At 61.5% G+C, this 18,943-nt stretch carries 20 protein-coding genes and 1 tRNA gene; 8 read left to right on the top strand and 13 right to left on the bottom strand.

Annotated elements, in window-relative coordinates:
* Positions 1-162 precede the first annotated feature (162 nt).
* On the bottom strand, positions 163-1,335 hold the full coding sequence (locus tag SFY93_RS28510; RefSeq protein ID WP_320445471.1) for an MFS transporter: 1,173 nt from the start codon (positions 1,333-1,335) through the stop codon (positions 163-165).
* Positions 1,336-1,450: 115 nt separating this feature from the next.
* Here SFY93_RS28510 and SFY93_RS28505 point away from each other — a divergent pair, with 115 nt between their 5' ends.
* Complete coding sequence (locus SFY93_RS28505) at positions 1,451-1,816, top strand: ArsR/SmtB family transcription factor (protein ID WP_089265920.1); 366 nt, start codon at positions 1,451-1,453, stop codon at positions 1,814-1,816.
* A gap of 217 nt (positions 1,817-2,033) precedes the next feature.
* Here the strand turns inward: SFY93_RS28505 and SFY93_RS28500 are convergent, their stop codons facing one another.
* Positions 2,034-2,729 (bottom strand): class I SAM-dependent methyltransferase, encoded by a 696-nt coding sequence (locus tag SFY93_RS28500; protein WP_320445470.1) that lies wholly within the window; start codon positions 2,727-2,729, stop codon positions 2,034-2,036.
* Positions 2,730-2,993: 264 nt separating this feature from the next.
* Between SFY93_RS28500 and SFY93_RS28495 the strand changes: the two genes are divergently transcribed.
* Entirely contained in the window at positions 2,994-3,485 is a 492-nt protein-coding gene (locus SFY93_RS28495) for a Dps family protein (RefSeq protein WP_320447877.1), read from the top strand.
* A 97-nt stretch (positions 3,486-3,582) separates the two neighbouring features.
* Here SFY93_RS28495 and SFY93_RS28490 read toward each other — a convergent pair whose 3' ends face one another.
* The 5 genes from SFY93_RS28490 to SFY93_RS28470 all read right to left on the bottom strand — a co-directional run bounded on the left by SFY93_RS28490 (position 3,583) and on the right by SFY93_RS28470 (position 9,104).
* Positions 3,583-4,560 (bottom strand): Bug family tripartite tricarboxylate transporter substrate binding protein, encoded by a 978-nt coding sequence (locus SFY93_RS28490; protein ID WP_320445469.1) that lies wholly within the window; start codon positions 4,558-4,560, stop codon positions 3,583-3,585.
* 123 nt (positions 4,561-4,683) lie between these two features.
* Complete coding sequence (locus SFY93_RS28485; protein WP_320445468.1) at positions 4,684-5,532, bottom strand: fumarylacetoacetate hydrolase family protein; 849 nt, start codon at positions 5,530-5,532, stop codon at positions 4,684-4,686.
* 73 nt (positions 5,533-5,605) lie between these two features.
* Positions 5,606-7,174: a bifunctional 3-(3-hydroxy-phenyl)propionate/3-hydroxycinnamic acid hydroxylase MhpA gene (locus tag SFY93_RS28480; protein WP_320445467.1), complete on the bottom strand. Its 1,569-nt coding sequence runs from the start codon at positions 7,172-7,174 to the stop codon at positions 5,606-5,608.
* A complete protein-coding gene (locus tag SFY93_RS28475; RefSeq protein WP_320445466.1) occupies positions 7,171-8,076 on the bottom strand; it encodes a VOC family protein in 906 nt (301 codons plus the stop codon). Before SFY93_RS28475 ends, SFY93_RS28480 begins: the two co-directional genes overlap by 4 nt.
* A complete protein-coding gene (locus tag SFY93_RS28470; RefSeq protein WP_320445465.1) occupies positions 8,073-9,104 on the bottom strand; it encodes an amidohydrolase family protein in 1,032 nt (343 codons plus the stop codon). Before SFY93_RS28470 ends, SFY93_RS28475 begins: the two co-directional genes overlap by 4 nt.
* A gap of 238 nt (positions 9,105-9,342) precedes the next feature.
* Between SFY93_RS28470 and SFY93_RS28465 the strand changes: the two genes are divergently transcribed.
* Entirely contained in the window at positions 9,343-10,071 is a 729-nt protein-coding gene (locus tag SFY93_RS28465; RefSeq protein WP_320445464.1) for a GntR family transcriptional regulator, read from the top strand.
* 107 nt (positions 10,072-10,178) lie between these two features.
* On the opposite strand, the gene SFY93_RS28460 is transcribed toward SFY93_RS28465, so the two are convergent.
* The 4 genes from SFY93_RS28460 to SFY93_RS28445 form a co-directional block, all read right to left on the bottom strand.
* Positions 10,179-10,255, bottom strand: a tRNA-Met gene (locus tag SFY93_RS28460).
* A gap of 180 nt (positions 10,256-10,435) precedes the next feature.
* Entirely contained in the window at positions 10,436-10,915 is a 480-nt protein-coding gene (locus tag SFY93_RS28455; RefSeq protein ID WP_175367852.1) for a VOC family protein, read from the bottom strand.
* A 20-nt stretch (positions 10,916-10,935) separates the two neighbouring features.
* A complete protein-coding gene (locus SFY93_RS28450; RefSeq protein WP_320445463.1) occupies positions 10,936-11,358 on the bottom strand; it encodes a VOC family protein in 423 nt (140 codons plus the stop codon).
* Positions 11,355-11,633 (bottom strand): hypothetical protein, encoded by a 279-nt coding sequence (locus SFY93_RS28445; protein ID WP_147421568.1) that lies wholly within the window; start codon positions 11,631-11,633, stop codon positions 11,355-11,357. The genes SFY93_RS28450 and SFY93_RS28445 overlap by 4 nt, the downstream gene beginning before the upstream one ends.
* Positions 11,634-11,751: 118 nt before the next feature.
* Between SFY93_RS28445 and SFY93_RS28440 the strand changes: the two genes are divergently transcribed.
* The 4 genes from SFY93_RS28440 to SFY93_RS28425 all read left to right on the top strand — a co-directional run bounded on the left by SFY93_RS28440 (position 11,752) and on the right by SFY93_RS28425 (position 15,728).
* Entirely contained in the window at positions 11,752-12,711 is a 960-nt protein-coding gene (locus tag SFY93_RS28440) for a tripartite tricarboxylate transporter substrate binding protein (RefSeq protein ID WP_320447876.1), read from the top strand.
* A gap of 82 nt (positions 12,712-12,793) precedes the next feature.
* A complete protein-coding gene (locus tag SFY93_RS28435) occupies positions 12,794-13,279 on the top strand; it encodes a tripartite tricarboxylate transporter TctB family protein (protein WP_320445462.1) in 486 nt (161 codons plus the stop codon).
* A 15-nt stretch (positions 13,280-13,294) separates the two neighbouring features.
* Entirely contained in the window at positions 13,295-14,803 is a 1,509-nt protein-coding gene (locus tag SFY93_RS28430; protein ID WP_320445461.1) for a tripartite tricarboxylate transporter permease, read from the top strand.
* 16 nt (positions 14,804-14,819) lie between these two features.
* Positions 14,820-15,728, top strand: coding sequence for a LysR family transcriptional regulator (locus SFY93_RS28425; RefSeq protein ID WP_320445460.1), 909 nt, complete (start codon positions 14,820-14,822; stop codon positions 15,726-15,728).
* An 18-nt stretch (positions 15,729-15,746) separates the two neighbouring features.
* On the opposite strand, the gene SFY93_RS28420 is transcribed toward SFY93_RS28425, so the two are convergent.
* Complete coding sequence (locus SFY93_RS28420; protein ID WP_320445459.1) at positions 15,747-15,905, bottom strand: hypothetical protein; 159 nt, start codon at positions 15,903-15,905, stop codon at positions 15,747-15,749.
* A 515-nt stretch (positions 15,906-16,420) separates the two neighbouring features.
* Between SFY93_RS28420 and SFY93_RS28415 the strand changes: the two genes are divergently transcribed.
* Entirely contained in the window at positions 16,421-18,526 is a 2,106-nt protein-coding gene (locus SFY93_RS28415; RefSeq protein ID WP_320445458.1) for a calcium-binding protein, read from the top strand.
* Positions 18,527-18,551: 25 nt separating this feature from the next.
* Here SFY93_RS28415 and SFY93_RS28410 read toward each other — a convergent pair whose 3' ends face one another.
* Positions 18,552-18,929 (bottom strand): hypothetical protein, encoded by a 378-nt coding sequence (locus SFY93_RS28410; RefSeq protein WP_320445457.1) that lies wholly within the window; start codon positions 18,927-18,929, stop codon positions 18,552-18,554.
* Between the last annotated feature and the right edge of the window lie 14 nt (positions 18,930-18,943).

The raw sequence follows: 18,943 nt of genomic DNA, 5'->3' as shown, positions 1-18,943 counted from the left end.
CGGTGGTGACAAATCGGCACAAAAAAAGGGCGCGCATACGCGCGTCCCTCGGGCCCGGGCGCCAAATCAGCCATTGACCCCTCAGGGAGCCATAGGCCGATCCTCGCGCGCGGCTGTCTTTAGACCACTATAACGGGGCGGGGAAGGCTTTTGAAGGTGCCATCAACCGGCAATTTGGGCCGGTTTCGGGCGCTTCAGAAGGTGTCCGGCGAGGACGAGCGCGAGGGCTGCCGCCTCGGCGCAGCCGCCGATCCAGCCGAGGTGGTTGGAGCTCAATGTCGACAGCACCACGCCGCCCAACGCGCTGCCGGCGGCAAAGCCGATATACATGGCGGAGGCGTTCAGCGAGAGCGCGATGACCGAGGCTTCCGGCGTGACGCGCACGAGATGCGCGACCTGTCCGGGATAGAACATCCAGCCGGCAATGCCCTGGGTAAAAATGAAGACCAGAAACAGCACACCCGCAGTGGCGGGCGGTGCGAATGTCAGGGCCGCCGATTGCAGCGTCAGTGACAGCATCATGCCGATCAGGCCTAGCGTCGAGGTGCGGAGCGGCCCGATACGGTCGGACATCGCGCCGCCCAGGGTGTTTCCGATGGCCGCGGCGACGCCAAAGACCAGCAGTGCCAGGCTGATTCCGTTGGCGTCAAAGCCAAGCCGGTGCAGCGGCACAGCCAGATAGGTGAATGAGGTAAAGCCTCCGAGGCCCCACATGCAGGTCACAGCAAGGGTTTTCAGCACTTCGGGATGGCGCGCGACGGCAAGCCTCTGACCGAGTGTGGCTGCAGTGCGTGGCAAACCGCGGGGCAATCCCAGCAGCAGCCCGGCCAATGCGACGGCGCCGAGCGCTGCGACCATCACGAAAGTCGACCGCCAGCCAAAATGACTGCCGACCCAGGTTCCGAGCGGCACGCCCAGAACCGTCGCCACCGTCAGGCCGGAGATCACCAGCGACGCGGCGCGGCCACGGCGTTCCGGTGCAGCGATCGCGATTGCGACGGCCATGGCGGTCGGCATGCATAGTCCGGCGCCGACGGCCATCAGCATGCGCGATAGCAGGAGCGTGCCGAATGTGCTGGCAACGGCCGCCAGAAGATTTCCGACGATGAAGCAGACCAGCGCCAGCGAGACGACGGTGCGGCGGTCAAAATTGCTGAACAGCACAGCCAGGATCGGCGAGCCGATGGCATAGGTGATCGCGTAAACGGTGACCAATTGTCCCGTGGCCGCCAACGTGACATTCAGGTCCGCCGCCATGATTGGAAGAAGACCAGCAATTACAAATGCTTCGGTCCCAATCGCAAATGCCACCAGGGCCAGCCAGAAGACGCTCATCGCCAAATCCTTAGTTCAATCTTCGTTGAACTATTGATGCGGCGGTGCAAAATGTCAAATGGTTCAAGAAATATTGAACATTGCGACAGCCGGCCGGAATCAGTATTGAGGAGTCATGAGCCGCATTCTCCCGCATCCCACGCGCGAACAGATCGAATTGCCTGGCGTGATGGATTGCCTGAGCGACCCGATCCGGCTGGCGATCGTCTACAATCTGGCCAAACGCGAGAAAGAGGTCGGTGAATTGCGCTGCGGCGATTTCTACGGTCTCAGCGGCAAGTCCAATCTCGCCTATCATTTTGCGAAACTGCGCGAGGCTGGCCTGATGGAAACGCGCGCGGTGGGGACGGCGAGGTTGATGAAACTGCGCCGCGAAGATCTCGAGAGCAGGTTTCCGGGTTTGCTGGATGCGGTGCTCGCATCGGCCGAGCGCGATGCCGAGCGCCTGCAGCTTCCGGTGCTGGAATTCACCGAAGCCTGACAGCGCCGATGCGCGGGTGGCCGACGCATTGGTCAATGTCTGAGAGGTTGGAGGCCCAGCCTGGACTTGAACCAGGATAAAGAGCGATGCATCGCCCCCGCGTAGACATTTCCGCCACCGGGCCGAGCACAATGTTACCGATCACGGCGTGGCGATCCACCGTAAGTTTTGTAAACCGTCTGTTAACCTTAACCGTCCGTTTGCCCCAGCCGATGCCTCAGAATGCGTGATGGGCGACGAAGGTCATGCGCGAGGAATTATGGCCGATATTGACCGGTGCCCGCGACGCCCGGAAACCGGCCGCGGTCAGCTTGGCCAGCATCTCCGCCTCGCTGTAGCGCTGCAGGCCGACCTTGGTGCGCAGCTGGCGGTAGTCAGAGAGGGCCGTGCGAACAAGCCCAACGAACGCATCCCACAGAAAGCCGTGTTCCCGGGCGAGCTTCAGCAGCGCCATGACATCGGTCGCCATGCCGACATCGGGCTGCAGGATGTCGCCGACCACCAGCTTGCCGCTAGGCGCCAGCAGCCGCTTGATGATCGCAAAGGCATCGTCGAGTTCGGGGCCTGTCATGTACTGAGCCACCGAATTCATGACGGCCAGGTCGATCGACTGCGCCGTCATGTTGCGCAACTCTTCCAGCGACCGGACCCGGATTTTGGTGTTGGGCGCGAAGCGGGCGACCAGTCGCCCGCGAACGCCAGGCGCGGGCTCTGCCAGGATCAGCTTGCTGCAGGCATTGGCCACTTTGGCGGCCGAGAGCGCTTCGCCGCAGGCGTAGTCGAGCACGACGGCATCCTGAGAGGCGATGTAGCCAATGATGTCGCGGGCGATGACCTCGAAATGCACGTCACGATGCAGCTTGCTCGCATAAATCGTATGCGTGGAATCGTAATAATCGATCCAATCTTCCATCGTCTGCCCGGCCCGATTGTTGTTCCCGTCTCGGGAACCCATATATTTGTGATGCGTTGAAACGGTCTAGAGCGTTTTCAGGCGCGTGGGAAACCGCCTTTCCTTCAAGAACCGCAGTTTTCGGAAATTTGCAGTGCTTTCCGTCAAGACCACTCCGATTTTTCCTGAAATCTTCCGCCCTGACGACAACCCTCCAGCCATCAAATCATCCGACACGGGAAGGTAAGTAACGTGAGCACCAAGACATCGAAAATCGCTGCCGAAATGAATACCCCGACTGACCTCTCAGCCGACGCCGTGGAGAAGGTGGCCAAGGCGCTGAACGGGTTGCTCGCCGACGCTTTCGCGCTTTACCTGAAGACCAAGAATTTTCACTGGCATCTCAGCGGGCGCCATTTCCGCGACTATCACCTGATGCTCGACGAGCAGTCCGACCAGATTTTTGCGACGACAGACCCGTTGGCAGAGCGCGTGCGCAAGATCGGCGGTCGCACGCTGCGTTCGATCGGCGAAGTCGCCAAGCTGCAGACCATCAAGGACAATGATGAGGCCTATGTGCCCCCGGTGGAGATGCTGCGCGAGCTGATGAACGACAACAAGAAGATGGTAGCGGCGATGCGCAAGGCCCACGAGGTTTGCGATGACGCCAAGGACATCGCCAGCGCCAGCCTGCTGGAAAACTACATCGACGACACCGAGCGCCGCACCTGGTTCCTGTTCGAGGCGTCGCAGCAGGAAGGCGGCAACGAGGCGTAAGCTTCGTTCCCGATTGAATATGTCAAAGCGCCCGCTTCACAGCGGGCGTTTTCATGTGGAGATGCTGCCGTTGTTCGGCACAAGCGCTGGGCCGCGGTTATTCAGGTTGAATACCGAGTTCCTGAATCGTCTTGCCCGTGGCGATAAGCTCGGCGTCGTAAAAGCGCTTTGCGCCCGCAGGCGTCACCACGTCACCGGAGGCGACATCGAAGCCGAGCACGGGCGCGCGCTCCTGCACATCCGGCGATTTCAGGGCCTGCGCAATCTCGGCACTGAGTTTGTCGACGATCTCGGCAGGTGTCCCGGTCGGGGCCATCATCATGAACCAACCCTGCAGATCCGCGCCCTTCAACGTCTCGGCGATCGCGGGCACATCCGGCAATGAATCGACGCGCTTGTTGCCGGCAATGGCGAGTGCCCGCAGCGTACCGGCCTTGATGAAGGACTCAGCCACCGATGCGGACTGGATCGTCACCTGGGTGCGTCCGGTCAGGCTGTCCTGGATCGCGTTGGTGATCGTGTTGTAGGGGACCAGCACGAAACTGGTGCCCGCCTGCTTGTTGATGGTCTGAGCGATCAGGCCGGAAATGTTGCGCGCGCCGTCGACCGCCATGCTCAGGGAGCCGGGAGCGGATTTTTCGAGTGCAATCAATTCCGCCAGCGTCTTTGCCTTCACTTCCGGATTGACGAGCAGGACGTGATTGCTTCGCGCCACCATCGCCACCGGCACGAAATCCTTCACTGGGTCGTAGGGCAGTTTCTTGAACGTATAGGGATTGGTGACCAGCGCCGCCGACGTCGCGAACAGGAAGGTGTAGCCGTCGGGGGCGGCGCGCGCGACCGTCTGTGCGCCAACGAGGTTCGCGGCGCCCGGGCGGTTCTCAACGATGAATTGTTGTCCGAGCGAGCGGGAGAGTTTTTCGGCGACGATGCGGCACAGCACATCCGGGCTGTTGCCCGCCGCTTGCGGCACCACGATCGTCACCGGCTTTTGCGGCCATGATTGCGCATAGGCGGGCAGCGAGAGGCAAAGAATGCCACCGCTCAACAAGAAACGACGGGACAATGTGAGCATGGATTTCCTCCTGAAATGGTTGGCCTGCGATTTTTGATCGCTTGTTGAGGCGTGCTTTTTGAACGAGCGGGTCTTGTCGTGCGAAGCAGCCCGCGGCGCTGGTGGCGCGTGCTGCCGCTTGCATCAGGTCTCGTCGGCCACGCCGTTGCTCAGCACGCCGAGCCGATCGATCTCGACCTCGACGATATCGCCCGGCTTCAGCCAAAGCGGAGGCGTGCGCTTGGCGCCCACGCCGCCCGGCGTGCCGGTGGCGATCACGTCGCCCGGCTCAAGGCGGGTAAAGGACGAGCAGTATTCGATCTGACGCGGGATATCGAAGATCATCTGATCGATGGTGGCGTCCTGCACGACCTGGCCATTGACGCGGGTCTGCAGCCGCAGCGGCGCAACATCGCCGAGCTCGTCCGGCGTCATCATCCAGGGGCCGAAGCCGCCGGTCTCCGGAAAATTCTTGCCGGGCGTGAACTGATGGGTGTGACGCTGAAAATCGCGCACGCTGCCTTCATTGTAACAGGCATAGCCGGCGATATGGCTCCACGCATCGGCCTGCGTGATGTGTCGGCCGGGCTTGCCGATAATGATGGCGAGTTCGCCTTCGAAGTCGAGGTGGGTCGAGACCTTCGGCCGGATGATATTGGTGAGATGACCGGTCTGGCTGTTGGCGAAGCGGCCAAACACCGTGGGATTGTCGACCTCGGCGCGTCCGGTTTCCTTGCGGTGCATTTCATAGTTCAGGCCGATGCAGAGAATCTTGTCCGGATTTGGAATGACCGGCAACCAGGTGATATCAGCCGTCGGGATACGTCTGGCCTTGTCGGCTGCATCACGCACCGTGGACAGCGCGTCGGCTGCAATGACGGATTTGAGATCGGGATAGCGCGCTCCAAGAACCGCGCCGATGTCGAGCGCCTCGTCGCCCTCGATCACACCCCAAGTCTTGCTGGTGCCGATCTGAAAACTTGCCAACTTCATCGTGATGTCCTCGCTCTGGAAGCTGCATGTCCGTGGGGAATGCTGGTGTGTTTACGCTGTGCGGCCGGCCTGATCATCGGAGCCGCTCCGCAAGATCGGTGAGCAGCGCGTCGAGTGCGCTGGTCTCGCTGGCGACGCCGAAGACGTAGTGGTCGGGCCGGACGATTGCGGCGCGACAGTCGTGACGGTCGAACCAGGCAGCGAGAACGCCGTCCTCTTCAGTAAGTACGTCATCGGCGGCAGGGCCGATGCGAATTGGCCTGATGTCCAGCTGAGTCATGATCGCTTGCAGATCGGGACTGAGCTCCAGTTCGTTGCGCATATCGAGCACAAGCCGCCATTCGGTGCCGGCGACGCTATCGAGACGGCGCCGTCCTTCTGCGGTCCTGATCCATGGCTGTGGAAACAACGTGCCATGCGCTGCATGAAGCGGGAACGCCAATAGGCCAGTCTGCAATGGCGGCACGATTTCCTGACGGGTGATGGTGCGGGGTTGGCCGCCACCCTCCGCAAGAATGCGCTCGTCGCGTGCTGCTGCGGCGTCGGGATCGCGTTCGCAGATCACATGGCCGATGGCCTTGATGCGGGAAGTGAGCTGGCGCACATGCTCGCCGCGCTCCTCGCCGTAGCTGTCGAGCAATTTTGCATTGGATTGTCCGCGGAGTACGCGGTCGAGCTTCCAGACGAGATTGCCGACGTCGCGGATGCCCTGGCACATGCCCTGGCCGATGAACGGCGGCTGCTGATGCGCGGCATCGCCGGCGAGAAAAATGCGGCCGCGTCGCCATTCCTTCGCGACCAGCGCATGAAACCGGTAGCTCGCAGCACGCCACAGCGTGGCATCATCGGGCGTAATCCAGCGCGCGAGCAATCGCCAGACCTGCGCGGCCGTTTCCATCTCGCGCGGATCTTCGCCGGGCAGCAGCATGATTTCGAAGCGGCGATGATTGCCGGGGCCGATGATGAAGGTCGTGGGCCGCGATGGATCGCAGAATTGCGCCGCGGTCTGCGGCAGCTTGCTGAGGGAGGCGTCGTTGACCTGAAGATCGACGACAAGCCAGGGCTCATCGAAGACGAGATCCTCGAATGCGATGCCAAGCTGTTGCCGGGTGCCGCTCGATGCGCCGTCGCAAGCGATGACGTAGTCGGCGGTGACGGCGCGTGTTGTGCCGCGATCGTCGCGCAAATGCAGTGTCACACGATCGGTCGATCGCTCGAAGCCGAGCAGTTCGGTGCCCAGCTCGACCTCGACGCTGTCATAGGCCGCGGCATGTTCGCGCAAGGCAGCCTCGACCGGTGGCTGCGTGAACACCATGCTGGGTGTGTAGCCGAGCGGATAAGGCTCCGCGACCATGTCGATGCGGCGGATCAGCTGCCCTTTGGCGCCGAAATGCTGGGAGGCGGGGAATGGAGCAACGTAAGGCAGCACGCGCTCGGCAGCGCCGATATTGTCGAGCAGGCGCAGGATCTCATGATCGATCGCGATCGCACGCGGTTTGTCATAGACCTCTAGCTGACGGTCGATTGCCAGCGTGCGGATGCCCAAGTCGCCAAGGAGACTGGCCGCGACGGCGCCCGATGGGCCGTGACCGATCACGACAACCTGGAAGTCGTTCTGCGGCCGTTCGGATGAAAGTGTCACGCGGCACTCCAGTCGGCATAAGGAACCGCGGTCTGTGCCGCCTTGACGTGATCGGCCCTGGGCGGGGCGATACCCCAGTGATCGGTGCGGCCGGGTGGCCAGACCCATTCCGACGGGCCGCGCACCACATAGCTGTCGTCCACTTGCAGAACTTCGGCGGTGTATTCGATGACGATCCCGACCGGATCGATGAAATAAGCAAACACATTGTCGCCGGGGCCGTGACGGCCGACGCCCCAGGCAATGGGAAATCCGGCATCGATCATGCGACCCGAGCCCCGCATCACCGCTTCGAGATCCGGCATCAGGAAGGCGACGTGATTGAGCCCGTTCACGGCAGCGTCGGCAATGACGATGGCATGGTGATCGCTGTTGCAGCGAACGAAGGCCATGATCTTCGAGCGGTCGGTCAGGCGAAAGCCGAGCGCTTGTTCGTAGAACGCGGCGAGATTGTCGACGCCGGTGCTGTTGACATTGACATGCGCGAGGCGTGTCGGCCGGTTGGCCGATGACGGAGCTTCGGCATGTTGCAGGTCGCCATGAACGAAGCGCAGCACGCCGCCACCGGGCGCGCGAATGCTCATGATCGTTCCGCCATCGGGCCCCTGATTCGGAGCCGGGCCTGAGAGCAGCGTGGCGCCGTGTTTCACTGATGCTGCGGCGATCGTTTCGAATTGCGCATCCGAATGCAGCCGGAACGTGATGGCCCTTAGCGCGGGGCGATCGCCCTGCCGCAATGCGACGACATGGTGGTCGGTACCGCTGGCCCGGAAGTAAGTGACGCCTTCGTGGCGTGTCACGAGGTCGAGTCCCCACACAGATGTGTAGAACTGCTCGGATTGCAGCAGATAGGGCGTGTCGAGATCGACGCTGCGTAGGGCGGAGATCGGGAAATGGGTCATTGCGAAGCCTGCTCGTCAAGGCCGAGGAAACGTCTTGCATTGGCATGAAGGACGAGATCGCGCGTGGCCTCGTCGCCGATGGCCGATGCGGCGCGCGTTGCCGGCGTGTGATCGTGAAATGCGAACGGGTAGTCTGTGCCGAGCATGATCTGCGTCGCGCCGAACTTGGCGATCAGATGCAGCAGCGTGGGATCGTCATAGACCAGCGCGTCGTAATAGAGCCGGCGTGCCTGCAAGATCGGCGATTCCTGGATGCTCTCCTGCAATACCGGGAAGACCTGATATCCCTCCTGAAGTCGCGGCAGCAGCGACGCGAGCGTGCCGCCGCCGTGGCTGAACGCCATGCGCAGGCGCGGGTGGCGCAGCAAGAGGTTTGAGGTGATGACGGATGCGGCAGCGAGGCCGACATCGGTCGGATAGGCCAGCACCTGCTGCAATTGCGCAGGGCCGACGAGGCGGTCCATGCCGCAAGGCCGCAAGGCGTGGACGAACACCGCCATGTCGAGCTTCTCGACCTCGGCGAAGAATCCATCGAAGTCGGGTGATCCGATCGGCTTGCCATTGATGTTGCTGCCGATCTCGATGCCCGCAAAGCTGAGTTCGTGCTTCAGCCGATGCAGCTCGGCAATGGCGCGGTCGATGTCTTGCAGCGGTACCGCGCCGAGGGCGACGAGGCGGCCACCGGAATGCATGACCATCGCGGCCATCTGGTCGTTGATGTAGCGGAGGAGATCATTCGCCGCTGCGGGCTCCATCCAATAGGACAATAGCTCCGGCATCGGCGAAATGGCCTGCAAGCCGAGTCCCATCTCCGCCATATCAGCGACGCGCTTGGCGACATCCCAGCAGCGATCCGACACCGTGCGATAGACGCGGCCGGCCATCATCACATGCTTGTGGCAGGGTTTGGCATCCGCCATCGACGGCCAATCGGCCGGCACCGCCGCGCCCAGGTAGGACGGGAAGGAGGAGGGCACGACATGCGCGTGGACATCGATCCCGCAGCTGCATGGGGAGATGGCGCTCATAGGCACTGTGATCGGGCAATGCGCGGCTGGACAGCTGCGAAAACTGCTGATGTCTCAAACGCTTGCTCAGCCTTGCCAAACATTGTTGTGCCTCCCGGCCAGGGTCTCTCAGGACCTTCGGCAAACTCATATCCTATATAAACTTGCCCCGACAACAAAAATTTATAGATTTTTCTGAAATCATAAAAAGTGTATAGAAAATGAGACTGGCTGACAGATGATTCCGGGATTTAAGAGCGTGGACACAACATCACTGGAATTGGCTTTGCCGCCGCCGTCCTCGACCCAGGCCAGCACGGTCTATGACCGGCTGCGGGAGGACCTGTTGTCCGGACGGCTCGAGCCGAGCCGGAAACTCCAGATGCGTTTCCTGACCGAGCTGTATCAGACCGGTCAGACGCCGCTCCGCGAGGCGCTCAACCGGCTGACCGCCGATGGTCTGGTGGAGTGCCGCGAGCAGCGCGGATTCTATGTCGCAGATATCGGCCGCAGCGAACTGGCCGAACTGACCAAGACCCGGTGCTGGGTCGAGAGTCTGGCGCTGCGGGAATCCATGGCGGCATCAACGCCGCAATGGGAAGAGCAGCTGCTGCTCGCCCAGCATCGCCTCGGGCGAACCCCGCGCTCGCTCAATGCCGAACACTTCGAAGACAATCCGGAATGGGAGCGACTGCACCGCGTCTATCACCGCACCTTGATCGGGAATTGCGGTTCGCAGTCCCTGATCGCGTTCTGCGGACAACTCGCCGACCAGCTCTACCGCTATCGGCGTCTGTCGATCCGCAAGGCCTTCCCGTCACGCCATGTGACGGACGAGCATCAGGCGATCATGACTGCAGTTTTGAGCGGCGACGCGGACCGTGCCGTGGATCTGCTCACCGCGCATTACAGGCAGACCGCTGAAGTCATTCTCCAGGACAAGCAGATCTTTTCCGAACTGCATGAGGGCGAAGACGCGGCATCGTAGCGGGCACGGACGCAGGCCGAGCAAGCACCTCTGCGGGCATGAAAAAGGCCTCGCGACGCATGCAAGGCCTTGGAAACATGTCTGCAAGATTTGGTAGGCAGAAAATTTGGTAGCGAGGAGTGGACTCGAACCACCGACCCCAGGATTATGATTCCCGTGCTCTAACCAACTGAGCTACCCCGCCACGGCATCCGGAGGGGACAAATTGTCCCCCGGCGAATGCGCGGCATATAAGAAGTCGAGGGACTCGATGTCAAGCAAAGTAGCGCCTGAAATCGGTGCCTGAATAGATGTTCCCGCAACCCGGTCGCCGATTTGGAGATCGGGCAGCTATCGCCGCCCGATCAGGCACTTATGGCCACGTCTAGCCGCCGTCGAAGGCCTTCTTCAGGGCGGCCATGTCGAGTTTGACCATGCCCATCATGGCCGTCATGGCACGCTTGGCGCCCTCGCCATTCTCACTGGCAAGCATTTCAGTAAAGCCGTTCGGCACGATCTGCCAGGGCACGCCCCAGCGGTCGTTGATCCAGCCACAGGCATTTGCCTTGCCGCCATTTGTCAAAATGGCGTCCCACACACGATCGACTTCGGCCTGGTCTTCGCAATGGATGGTGAAGGACACGGCCGTGCTGAATGTGGCGGGGCTGCCGCCATTGAGGCCAATGAAGCTTTGGCCGGCCAGCGTGAAGCCGACCACCAGCACGTTGCCTGCTTTGCCGCCGGGATAATCGATCGGGGCGCGCTGCACGCGATCGATGGAGGAATTGGGCACCAGCGAGCAGTAGAACCTAGCGGCTTCCTCGGCCTCGGTCTCGTACCAGATGCAGGGTGAGATCTTTGACATCGCTGCTATCCCTCTCTCGATCAGGCCTGAGCCATCGCAGATTGCGCGGCGGCCATGTCCATCCACATCACTTCCCAGATGTGACCGTCGGGGTCCTCATAGCTGCGGCCATACATGAAGCCGAAATCCTGCACCGGCGTCGGATCCACGCCGCCGCCGGCGGCCTTCGCTTTTGCGACCAGACCGTCGACTTCGTCGCGGCTATCGGCGGAGACGCAGATCAGCACTTCGCTCGATGTCTTTGCATCGACGATCTTCTTCGAAGTGAACTGGCGATATTTATCATGGGTCAGCAGCATCGCGTGGATGGTGTCGGAGAACACCATGCAGGCGGCGGTGTCGTCGGAGAATTGCGGGTTTTTGGTTGCGCCGACCGCCTCATAGAAGGCGACCGCGCGGGGCAGGTCGGTGACGGGCAGGTTGACGAAGATCATTTTGCTCATCGGATGAACTCCAGTGGGTATGCGTTGTGAGTGTTCTCTTGGCGATTGTCCCGCAAAGGACGGTTGGCCCGGCCGCGATCCGACATCGGCTCCAAAATTCTTTCGATATTTTTGCCGGCGGAATTTTTCTCCCCTGCGATCAATATTCTAGCCCGGCGATCTCCGCGTGCAGACGGAATGTCGCATGGCTCATCCTGATTGCGAATTGCGGCGGCGGTGAAATCATCGTTGATTGCCAAAGACGCAAGACGCGTTCGCAGTCGGGTTCGAAACATGTCCTTTTCCTGGGTTTGTTCCGGGCTAGACTGAACGACAATAAAAATACAGCCGGTCCGGGCATCACCCCCGGAATCGCAGAGGGAGAAACACATGTTGCAACGCAATCGCCTTGCTATGTCCGCTGCTGTCGCGCTCGCCGCGGCCGCCACCATGTTCGGCGGTGCAGCCCAGGCGCAGGACTATCCGACCAAGCCGATCACATTGATCGTGCCATGGCCCGCCGGCGGCTCCACCGACATCTCGATGCGCGCCATTGCTGACGCGGCGTCGAAACACCTCGGTCAGCCGATCGCCGTCGACAACAAGGGCGGCGGTGGCGGCACGGTCGGCCCGGCCACTATGGCAGCCGCCGCGAAGCCGGATGGCTACACCATCTCGCAGATTCCCATCACCGTGTTTCGTCTGCCGCTGATGCAGGAAGTCTCGTGGAATCCGGACAAGGATTTCTCCTACATCATCCATCTCACCGGCTACACGTTCGGAATCACCACGAATGCGGAGTCGCAGTTCAAGACCTGGAAGGACGTGGTCGATTTCGCCAAGGCCAATCCGGGCAAGGTGACCTATGCGACGCCGGGCACCGGCACCTCGCTGCATGTCGGCATGGAGCAGATCGCGGCGATGGCCGGCATCAAGCTCACGCAGGTGCCGTTCAAGGGCGGTGCTGAAACCAACGCTGCCGTGCTCGGCAATCACACCATGCTGCAGGCGGATTCCACCGGCTGGCGGCCGCTGGTCGATGCCGGCAAGCTGCGTCTGTTGATGGTGTGGACCGACAAGCGCTCGCCAAATTTCCCGGATGCGCCGACGCTGAAGGAAAGCGGCTATCCGATGGTTTATGACTCACCGTTCGGCATCGCCGGGCCGAAGGGCATGGATCCGAAGATCGTCGCCAAGCTGCACGACGCCTTCAAGAAGGCCATCGAGGATCCCGCCGTCATCGCGACGCTGGCGAAATACGACATGGTGCCGAACTACAAGAACACCGAGGACTACAAGAAATTCGTTGTCGAGGTCACCAATTCAGAGCGCAAGGTGATCGAGGGAATCGGGTTGGGCAAGAAGCCGAATTGATCGTCGAATAACGACGTCAGGCGCATGCGATGGGTCCATCGCATGCGCCTTCATTTCATGTCGATGTCCCGGGACAGAAACGATGACTGATCAAACCCGCCCGCCATTCCGGCTCAACAATTCAGAACTCTGGACCGGCGTGCTCGGCATTGCGCTTGGCGTGTTCGTCATTCGCTCCGGCCTCAAGCTGAAGCTCGGCACCATCAACGATCCCGGCTCCGGCTTCATGCTGTTCTATATTGGCCTGCTGATGTGCGCTTTCGCGCTCACTATCGTTCTCGCTTCGGTAACGGAAGGCGGACCGACCTTTGGCTCGCGATGGGAAGGCGCAAGCTGGGGCAAGCCGGGCGTGATCATCGTCATCCTCTCGGCCTATGCTTTCGCGCTCGAACCGCTAGGCTTCCTGATCTCGACCATTCCGTTGATGCTGGTGTTGTTGCGCGTCATCGATCCCGTGCGCTGGACGCTGGCGATCCCGCTCGCGGTGCTGGCGCCTGTTGGTGTGTGGTGGGTGCTGAAACGCGGCCTGCTGATCCAGTTGCCTTCGGGCATGTTTGAAATCGGCTGACGGGAAACACAGATCATGGATGTTCTCGTCAATGTCATGCACGGCTTCGGCGTCGCGCTGCAGCCCGTCAATATTCTCTACTGCTTTATCGGCGTCTTCATCGGCACCCTGGTCGGCGTGCTGCCGGGCATCGGGCCGATCTCGGCGATGTCGTTGCTGCTGCCGGTGACGCTGTCCGGCACGCCCGAGTCCGGCATCATCATGATGGCCGGTATCTATTATGGCTCGATGTATGGCGGCTCGACCACGTCGATTCTGGTCAACATCCCCGGCGAGGCCGCCTCCGTCGTCACCTGTATCGACGGCCATCAGATGGCGAAGCAGGGCCGCGCCGGTCCGGCGCTTGGCATCTCCGCGCTCGGCTCCTTCATCGCCGGTACTTTCGCGCTGGTGATGCTGATGCTCCTAGCGCCGTCGCTCGCCTCGGTCGCCATTGCCTTCGGTCCCGCCGAATACGCCAGCCTGATGGTGCTCGGCCTCGTGGTGCTGACCTTCCTGACACAAGGCTCGATGGCCAAGGCGCTGCTAATGGCCTGTATCGGCATCGTGCTTGGTCTCATCGGCCTCGACAGTATCACGGCGCAGCCGCGGCTGACCTTCGGCCGGATCGAGCTGATCGATGGCATCGGCCTCGTGCCCGTGGTGATGGGTCTGTTCGGGCTCGGCGAGGTGCTGCTCAACACCGAGCAGGTCATCAAGCGCGACATCATCAATGCCAAGATCACGCAGCTCCTGCCCAACATGGAAGACTGGAAGGCCAGCGCCGGCCCGATTGGGCGTGGCACCATCCTCGGCTTCTTCCTCGGAATCCTCCCCGGCGGCGGCGCAGTGGTCGCGTCCTTCGCGTCCTATGCGCTGGAGAAGCGGCTGTCGAAACATCCGGAGCGCTTCGGTCATGGCGCGATCGAAGGCGTTGCCGGACCTGAGGCCGCGAACAACGCGGCAGCAGGCGGTGCGTTCATTCCGCTGATGACCCTTGGCATTCCGCCGAACGTCGTCATGGCGCTGCTGCTCGGCGCCTTCGTCATTCATGGGCTGCAGCCCGGTCCGCTGCTGATCACGCAGAACCCCGGACTGTTCTGGGGCATCGTTGCCAGCATGTATATCGGCAACCTCATGCTGCTGGTGCTGAACCTGCCGCTGATCGGCATGTGGGTGAAGCTGCTGAAGCTACCTTATAATGTGCTGTTCCCGCTGATCATCCTGTTCACGATCATTGGTGTCTATTGCAGCAGCAACAATGTGTTCGACGTCTATGTCATGATCGGCTTCGCCGTGATCGGCTACTTCATGCGCAAGTTCGGCTATGAGCCCGCGCCGCTGGTGCTGGCCTTTGTGCTGGGTCCGCTGCTGGAGAACAATCTCCGCAAGTCACTGATCCTGTCGCAAGGTAATCTCATGACCTTCATCGAGCGGCCGATTTCGGCGGGGTGTCTTGCGCTGGCAGTGGTGCTGCTGATCGCGCCGCTGTTGCCTGCACTGCGCAAGAAGCGCGAGATGGTCGCGCTCGACGAGGGCGCGTAGCCGGGAGGCATTTGTCATGGACACCGAACTGGCCAGGACATTCCTTGCAGTTGTGAGCGCCGGCAATTTCGTGACTGCGGCGGACAAACTCCATGTCACGCAGTCCACGGTCAGTGCGCGGATCCAGACGCTCGAGCAGTTGCTGCGCGTGACGCTGTTCGTCCGCAACAAGGCCGGTGCGATGCTGACGCCCGCCGGCCGCCAGTTTCAGAAACACGCGTCCACGCTGGTACGTACGGTGGAACATGCGCGGCAGGATGTCGGCATTGCGAAAGGCTTCAGCGGTACGCTGACCGTCGGCGGTCGCATTGGGCTGTGGGAGGAGCATCTGCTGCACTGGCTGCCGCTGATGCGCGCGAAACATCCGGATATCGCGATCCGCGCCGAGAGCGCTCTTGAAGCCGAATTGATGCAGGGCCTCGTCGAAGGCAGGATCGATATCGGCGTGATGTATACGCCGCAGAGCCGGCCCGGTCTCAAGGTCGAGCAGTTGTTCGATGAGCAGCTCATTCTGGTCTCGACCAGCACGCACAGCGCGCCGGAGCCACAGTCGGGTTACGTCTATATCGACTGGGGCCCGGAATTCTACGCCCGCCACATGGCGCTGTTCCCCGATTTCGCCGGGCCATCGCTCACCGCCAATATCGGCTGGCTCGGGCTGCAGCATGTGCTGGAGAATGGCGGCTCCGGATATTTCCCACGCCGCATCGTTGCACCCCAGCTGAAGGCTGGGCGGCTGCATACCGTCGCCGATGCGCCGGAATTTTCGATGCCAGCCTATGTCGTCTATCCCGGCGATCGCGACGATGCGATCATCGCCGAAGCGGTCGCACTCATGCATCGCCTCGCGCGTGACGCGGCCAACAAAAAGCCCGCGCCTGCTGGTCAGGCGAGGGCGCCGAAACGTCCGGCAAGGCGGACGTGATGCGGGGCTGAGGCGCGCCTAGGCGCCGGACGGATATCCCGATGTCGCAACGATGGCCGCGATCTGATCGGCGCGGTGCGGGGAACGCTTGGTGGCTGTCAGGCGTGCGATGATCGCCGCGGCAAAGGCGAACAGCGCGAGAGCGACCGATATGTCGGGGTGGATGATCGTTTTCATGGTCGGCTCCTGTGTGGCCGGGGCGCAGCGTCGCTTCTCGGTTCCATCCAGCTTAGGACTGCCGTGAATTTTGACAAACGAATATTATTCGCGCTTGTAATCGATAATATCGATTTTAAATCGACACGAGCCAAATGCCGTGGCGGTCGCGCGGAGCGCGTCGACAATGGTGCGTGGGAAAGCAGCGTCCTGCACTTTGCGGAATGCAAGGATTGCGAGACAGACACCCGCGGCCACTGCAACAAGGATGTGACCATGCGTGTGCGGCCATCAGCGCCGCGCATGACTCAATCTGCGTGTGAAAACAGCACATCGCGATGTGCGATGAAACAGAGCGGGGCGGTGGCTCGATCGCAAGCGTGCTCGTTGCATCGAGACAAGGCGGCCGCGCCGAATGCACAATGGGATGCAATTGATTCAATGCGAGCACGAACAATTCGCGCTCGACAAATATCAGCCCCAGATTCGTCCGATTGCAGATTCACGCTCCGGCGAAATGAGCTGGGGGCTGCATCATGGCGTTTGTCGGGCTGGAATTTCCCGTCAACAGTACGACGGACTTTGGTCAGGCCTATTCGGCACAGACCACGCTGCCCGATGGCCGGGTGATGGTGGTCTGGAGCTCGGAACTGAGAGATCAGGATGGGTTCACCAGCGGCTTCGAATTGCGTGGCCGCGTGTTCGACGCGAACGGAGCAGCGACAGCATCCGATTTCATCATCGCAACGACATCGCCGCGGGACATCATCCTGCCAACCATTGTCACGCTTGCGGATGGTTCCGCTCTGGTGTCCTGGGGGGCATTTGCATCCGACACGACTGCTGACATCCATGCACGTATCGTCACTGCCGATGGAGTGAGCGGCCCCGACCTCATCGTCAATACGACGCCGACGGCGCTGGGGCAGCCTGGCCCGAATGCGACGGTGCTGGCCGATGGGCACATCCTGCTGACCTGGACCTCGAACGAGGATTCCTCTGGCGGTACGAATCCTTATCCGCTCGAGATCCGCGGGCGTGTTCTTGATGCGCATGGTGCGCCCGAGGGGACCGATTTCATCGTCAATGGCGATCTCGCCGGCAGCCAGCTCGGCGCGAAGTCGATCGCGCTGTCGGATGGACGCGCGCTGACATTCTGGACCGACATCTCCCCGGATGCTGGCGCCCATGTCGAGGGCCGCTTCATCAACAGCGACGGAACATCGACGTCGCCGGACTTTCCGCTGCTGCCTGCATCCAGCATGGACCAGAATGGCATCTCCGCTGCCGAACTCGCGGATGGGCGTATCCTGCTGACATGGACGCAGCAGCAGGTCGGTACATTTTCAAACGATGTGCATGGCCGGATTCTGAATGCCGATGGGTCCGTGAGTGTATCGGACATCATCATCAACGCGTCGAACGCCGCTTATGCCAACTCTCCTGTGGTGGCCGCCTTGCCTGACGGCCGCGCGGTGGTGATTTGGGAAGGCAGTGATTTCAGCGCCGGGACCAATGGGATTCTCGGTCATATCGTGAATGCCGATGGTTCGGTGAGCGGACCGGATTTCGTGGTCAATTCTGCAGTCGGCAATATCGATTCGTTGCCGAGCCTGATCTCGTTGGACGATGGAGAACTGCTCGCGACATGGACAGCCTATGTGCCGCCCCTCGGGTCCGACGACATCCACGGTCGCATCATGTCGTTCAACACGATCACGAACGGCACGCCGGCTGCCGACATGATCTCCGGCACCGCGGATAACGATGTCATTCACGGCGGCGACGGTCGCGATACAATTCATGGCGCGGCGGGACATGACGTCCTGCATGGCGACGGCGGCAACGACTTTCTCTACGGCGATTCGGGCAATGATTTTCTGTTCGGCGGCGATGGTGACGACCGCATGTGGGGCGGTGACGGCAATGACATTTTCGTCGGCGGCAAGGGCGCCGATGCTTTCGCCGGCGCGGCTGGCATCGATACCGTGCGTTACGAGACATCGTCTGCCGGTATTCATGTCGATCTGACACTCGGTACGGGCAGCGGTGGCGATGCCGCCGGTGACAGTTTCAGTTCGATCGAGATCGTCATTGGTAGTCGCTTCGACGACACGTTGATCGGCGACGGTGCCGCCAACACGTTATCAGGCGGCAGCGGCAAGGATGTTCTGGACGGTCGCGACGGCAATGACGTGCTGGATGGCGGCGAAGGCAACGATGCGCTGACCGGCGGCGCCGGCAATGACATTCTGCACGGCGGTGCCGGTAACGATCAGCTTTGGGGCAATGCGGGTGACGATGTCCTCGCCGGCGGCGCAGGTACCGATATGCTTGCTGGCGGCGCGGGTGCCGATTGCTTCGTATTCACGGTGGTCGCCGACAGCACGCCCGGCGCGATGGACCGGATCACGGATTTCGCGACCGGAGACCGGATCGATCTTTCGGCGATCGATGCCGACAGCAATGCTGCGGGCCATCAGGCCTTCGCCTTTGTTGGCGCCGCTGCTTTCGGCCACATCGCGGGACAGTTGCGCTATGCCGATCATCTGCTGCAGGGCGATGTCAATGGCGATGGCAGCACCGACTTTCAGGTCGAGGTCAATGTCGCGAGTCTGAAAGCGGACGACTTCATCCTGTAACCCCGCGGGACATCGTATCGCAGGCCTATGCGGCTGTTGGAGCCCGCATCGTCGCGCCCGGCATCAGTTGGAACGGCTGCTCGATCACGATGCTCGGGCAGCCCAGCGACGCCGCGACCTGGCTGGTCGAGGCGACCACCGCATGGTCGATCTGCGAGCCGGGAATCTGGGCCACGATCAGCTGCGCGATACAGAGTTGTTTGGTGCCGCGCAGGTCGAGATCGACCCGGTAGGCAAACAGCGCATGGACGATATCGCGCCGGTCGCGGATCACGATCAGCCCGTTGTCGCCGCCATCGGCATCGGTCCGCCGGCGCACGAAATCCAGCCATGCATCCAGTGTAACGCTGGCATCATGCAGATAGACGAGCGGATAGGCCGCGCGAGCGTCCGCCCAAGTCATTGGTTGCGCCTGAT

This window comes from Tardiphaga sp. 42S5 (assembly GCF_034044155.1).
Lineage (GTDB): Bacteria > Pseudomonadota > Alphaproteobacteria > Rhizobiales > Xanthobacteraceae > Tardiphaga > Tardiphaga robiniae.
The sequence above is the reverse complement of the archived record's forward strand: the minus strand, read 5'-3'. Positions and strand labels throughout refer to the sequence as shown.